Origin of the sequence: Nonomuraea turkmeniaca (genome assembly GCF_005889735.1) — a bacterium.
In the GTDB taxonomy this organism is placed as follows: domain Bacteria; phylum Actinomycetota; class Actinomycetes; order Streptosporangiales; family Streptosporangiaceae; genus Nonomuraea; species Nonomuraea turkmeniaca.
In genome coordinates, this window is sequence record NZ_VCKY01000413.1 from 1 (window position 1) to 4757 (window position 4757).

The window sequence follows — 4757 nt, forward strand, 5'->3', positions numbered from 1 at the left end:
GAACCCCCTCCGCCATCGCCATCACCGACCCTGAAGAATGTGGAGCCTTCCGATGAGCACCTTCGCCGGCACCGCCCGCTACTACCGGCTGTATCGGCCGGGCATCCCGGCCGAGGCCGTCCAGCTGCTGAGGGCCGAAGTAGAACACCTGGCCCCGCCACGCCGCCTGCTGGATCTCGGTACGGGAACCGGCCAGGTGCCCGCCGCCCTGCACGAGGCTTTCACCGAGATCGACGCCGTTGAACCGGACGCCGACATGGTCGCCCAGGCTGACACCGCCCTGCACCTGATGATCCAGGACCCGCCCCTGCGCCTGCACCGTCAGCGGGCCGAGGATTTCACCCCGCCCTACCCTGGCTGGCGCGCCGACGTGGTGACCATCTGCCGCGCCTTCGGCTGGATGGACCAGGAGGCGGTGCTGAAGAAGCTCGGCACCTGCGTGTCCAGCACCGGTGTGGTCGCCGTGATGAGCGACGGCAGCCCGTGGACCGACGCTCGCAGCCTGTGGGCCGGCGCGCTGCGCGAGCTCGTCCAGCAGTTCCTCGGCGCCCGGCGCCCCGCCGGCGGGCAGACCTGCACCCACCACGACAGGTCGTCCGCGCAGGTGCTCACCGAGTCGGCGTTCTCCCAGGTGAGTGAGCACTGCATCGCGCTCAAGCGCGTCTGGACGCCGGAGCAGGTGATCGGCTTCCTGTATTCGACCTCGTTCGCGGCCCGGCCCTTGTTCGGCGAGGCGATCGAGGAGTTCGAGGAGGAGGCCACCACACTCCTGGAGCAGTACACGGCCGGTGGGCCGCTGCTTGAGGAGGTCGAGTTCCAGGTGGTGCTGGCTCGCCGTCGTTCACGTCCGTCCCGCCCCGCGCCGGCATCTCCGTTGCGGGCCGTGCACGGCCCCGGTCACGGCTGAACGCGCCTATCGCGAATCGAGTTCCGTCGCCATTGATGAGTCGTCGTATGGGAGGAACCATGCGGATCCTGGTCACCGGGTCCGATCTGACCGGAAGTCTCACCCGGGTGAGAACACTCGCTGGTGGCCCAGCCCGGCTGTGCGCACCTGCGAGATCGCGATGGGTGGAGGCCGGGTGAAACCCTTGAACGCTGAGAACGCGCTACGGCGCGCCTGGGCCGAGGCCCTGGGCGACGTGGCCGCCTGCGACGGCGACTTCTTCGCCCACGGCGGAGATTCCCTGAGGGCCTTGGCCGTTTCCGCGAGTGTGCTCCGGCAGCTGGGCGTCACGCTCGATCCGAGATGGCTGTATGACGTGCCCCGGTTCGCCGACGCGCTGGCCGACCTGCAAGCACGGGCCGGGCAGAAGAGCGGCGGTGCGGTGGGAGAGATCGCCGCTGGACCCCGCGAAGGGGACCATCCGCTGTCGTTCCAGCAGGAAGGTCTGCTGGCGTGGGGCGATCGGTTCGGTGAGCGGCACCACCACCGGCTCGCCTACGCGGTGGCCGTGCCCGCCGGAACCCTGGATGGGGGCCGGCTACGCGCAGCGGTGGCCCTGGCCGGCCGGCGGCATCCGGCGTTGCGGACGACCGTGTACGACGGCCGCCAGCACGTCGACGATCGCCGGCTGGAACTCCACACGATCTCTTCCACGTCCAGTGCGCAGCTGGATGCGGCCCGTGCCTGGTGTGCGCAGGGGTTCGCCAACGGCGGGCCCTTGGCCAGTGCCGCCCTGATCGGCGGGGCCGAGGAGGACGTGGTGGTGCTGGCCGCCCACCAGCTGGTCATGGACCCGTGGTCGTGGGGCCTGTTCCTGCGTGAGGTCTCCGCCCGTTACAGCGCTCCCGACGCCCCTGCCGACAACGCAGACGGGCGGGTGCCGGCCTACAGCGATTACGCGCGCTGGCAGCGCCGGTATCTGACCGGCGCGGTCTACGCCGAGCATCTGGAGTTCTGGCGCACTGTGGCGGCCGGTTTCCCGGCCGAGGGTGTGCCTCTGCCGGGATCGACGGTCGGCGCGGCCCCGGCCGGGCCCGCTGCCCGGCTGCCGGTCGCGGTGCCCGCCGCGCTCGTCACCGACCTGCAGGCGCTCGGACGGCGGCGGGACGCGTCCCTGTTCCATGTGCTGCTGGCGCTGTTTCACGCGGCGGTCGCCGCGTGGGCGGGCGTGCCGGAGGTGGTGGTGGGCAGCGCGACCGCGAACCGGACCGTCCCGGGCACCGACCAGACGGTCGGGTTCTTCGTCAACGGCCGCTTCACCCGCGCCGAGCCCGCACGGCACGCCACCCTCGCCGACCTCATCGCCGGCGTCCGCGACGGCTGGCGTGCCGGAGACGCCCATCAGGAACTCCACCTGGAGAAGACCGTGTTCGATCTCGGCGTCCCGGACCTGGTGAACGTCAAGTTCTCCCTCGATTCCATCCCCACGCTCGACCCGCTGCCCGAGCTCGGCGGGCGACGGTTGCGCCCGGTGCGGCTGGCGGAGGCCGCGACCGCTCGCCGCCACCTGGCCGTCTCGCTCAGCCGGGCCGGCGGCGGGCTGGCCGGTGGCCTGATCTACCGCACCGATCTGCTGACGACCGGCGACGCGGCCGCTCTGCTCGAACGGTTCCACCAGGTCATGTGCCGTGCCGTCACCGAGTGGGAGGGACGATGATGCGTGCGCTCGTGCTGGCCGCGGGTTCGGCGACCCGGCTGCGGCCATTGTCCCCGGATCTGCCCAAGCCTCTCGCGCCGGTCGCGAACCGGCCGGTGCTGGCCTGGGTGCTGGACCACCTGGACACCGCAGGGGTCACCGAGATCGGCGTGATCGTCCCGGCTGGGGCGCTCAGCCTGTACCAGCGTGTCCTGGGCGGGCGTACCCCGGCCGGAACGCCGATCGCCTGGCTGGGCGAGCCCCAGCCGGTGGGCAGCGCGGGCGCGCTGCGCGACCAGCGCGCCTTCATCGGGCAAGGACCGGTCCTGGTCGTCCCGGCCGACATCATCTGCCCCGTCGATCTGCGTGGCATGATCGCCCACCACGCGGCCCACCGGCGGCCGGTGACCGTCGCCGCGTCCTGGCGCGACCCGCGGGTGTGGGACGGCGACATCCTCGTCCCGTCCCCCGGGCACACCGCGTGCTACCTGTTCAAACCCGGGCCGGCGGCGCCGTCTCGGCTGGGCTCGACCGGCACCTGGCTGATTGAGGCGGCCCTGCTTGACCGGATCTCCCCGGCCGGGTTCGTGGACCTGTCCAGCCGGACGCTTCCCGCTCTGTCACCGTCCGAGGTCGGGCTGTTCGACGCCGGCGAGGTGTATTTGCGCGATGTCGGCACCGTGGCGACGCTGCTGCGCGGCAACCTCGACGCCGTCCAGCAGGTGACCGGGGCGCCGCTCTCGCCGACGCGGCCGGGCACCCGGGTGATGGTCGAGCCGGGCGCTTTCATCGAGGAGGGCGCGGCCGTAAATGGCCCGGTCCTGATCGGTGCGGGAGCCCTGGTTCGGTCCGGGGCCCGCGTTCTGGGCCCGGCCGTCATCGGCGCTGGCGCGGTCCTTGGCGTGCACTGCCAGGTGGAACGGGCGCTGGTCCTGCCCGGAGCCCTGGTAGCGCCAGGTCAGAAGGTATCCGGCGAGGTCGTGGGGGACGGCGCCACCGCCGTGCGCGCCCTCCTCGATCATGCGCCCGTCAACCATGCGCAGCAGCGGTCGTGACCCGGCTCCGGCGGCCGAGCCGGCCTCTGCTCGGCGTCCCGGCGCAGATCGCCCGCTGGGCGGCTGAGGACCCCGAGGCCACCGCCGTCACCTGCGGCGGCCGGACCTGGACGTACCGGCAACTGGCGGCCTCTGCCGCGCAGATCAGCGCCCTGCTCGCCGATGCGCGAACCTCTGCCGGCCAGGTGATCGCGGTGATCGGCGAGCGTGGGCTGCCGCTGGTCGCGGCATGGACGGCGGTCCTCGATCAGCAGGCCGTGCTGTTGCCGATCGACCCGCTCACGCCCCCGGCCCGGCGCACGGAGATGTTGCAACGTACCGGCGCGGCCCTGGTCCTGATCTCCGGTCACGTTGACGCACCGTCGGGTCACCGGGTGATCCGCGTGGACGATCTGCCGGACACGCCGACGCCACCGAGGTCGCTCACCGACGCCGGCCCGGGCGAGACCAGCGGGTATGTGTGCTTCACCTCCGGCAGCACCGGAGCGCCCAAGGCGATCGCCGGCCGCCACGACAGCCTGGCGCACTACCTGCGCTGGCAGCGCCGCACCTTCGCTGTCGGCGTCGCCGATCGGGTCGCTCAGCTGGCGTCGGTGGAGTTCGATCCGGCCCTGTGCGAGATGTTCCTCCCACTGACCTGCGGCGCGGCGTTGTGCCTGCCGCCCGCCGGACCGCTCGCCCCCGACGCGGCGCTGGCCTGGCTGGCCCGCGAACACGTGACCCTCGCCCGGGTGGTGCCCACCGTGGCTCAGGCGTGGCTGCGGATGGCTCCGGCCGGGCTGCGGCTGCCGCAGCTGCGGACGATGCTGTTCGGCGGAGAGCCGCTGACCGGGGCGCTGGTGGAACGCTGGCGCCAGCAACTGGGCTACCGCGGGCAGGTCGTCAACATCTACGGGCCGACCGAGACGACCCTGGCGCGCTGCTGGCACCCGGTCAGCGATCCCGCCGAGCCGGGCGTGCAGCCGCTGGGCACCCCCATCGACGACACCGAGATCCGGATCGAGAACCCCGCCGACGACCTCAGCCAGGACGAGACGATCGGGGAGATCGTCATCGCGACGCGGTACGGCACCAACGGCTACCTTGACCCCGCCCCCGACGACGCGGCCCGGTTCACCTT

The 4757-nt window shown here is 72.4% G+C and carries 4 protein-coding genes; all 4 read left to right on the forward strand.

Annotated elements, in window-relative coordinates; genetic code table 11:
- The first annotated feature begins 52 nt into the window (after positions 1–52).
- Positions 53–907 carry a class I SAM-dependent methyltransferase gene (locus ETD86_RS52600; RefSeq protein ID WP_138674109.1) on the forward strand — a complete coding sequence of 285 codons (855 nt, stop codon included), beginning with the start codon at positions 53–55 and terminating at the stop codon, positions 905–907.
- Between the two features lie 175 nt (positions 908–1082).
- Positions 1083–2603, forward strand: coding sequence for a condensation domain-containing protein (locus ETD86_RS52605; RefSeq protein ID WP_211370890.1), 1521 nt, complete (start codon positions 1083–1085; stop codon positions 2601–2603).
- Positions 2600–3637 carry a nucleotidyltransferase family protein gene (locus ETD86_RS52610; protein WP_138674111.1) on the forward strand — a complete coding sequence of 346 codons (1038 nt, stop codon included), beginning with the start codon at positions 2600–2602 and terminating at the stop codon, positions 3635–3637. Before ETD86_RS52605 ends, ETD86_RS52610 begins: the two co-directional genes overlap by 4 nt.
- A partial coding sequence (locus tag ETD86_RS52615; protein WP_138674112.1) for an AMP-binding protein occupies positions 3634–4757 on the forward strand: 1124 nt, incomplete at its 3' end. The genes ETD86_RS52610 and ETD86_RS52615, both read left to right, overlap by 4 nt.

Bases quoted from the DNA above. Each gene is read 5' to 3' on its own strand.
- ETD86_RS52600 (WP_138674109.1), top strand. From the start codon at position 53: ATGAGCACCTTCGCCGGCACCGCCCGCTACTACCGGCTGTATCGGCCG.
- ETD86_RS52610 (WP_138674111.1), top strand. From the start codon at position 2,600: ATGATGCGTGCGCTCGTGCTGGCCGCGGGTTCGGCGACCCGGCTGCGG.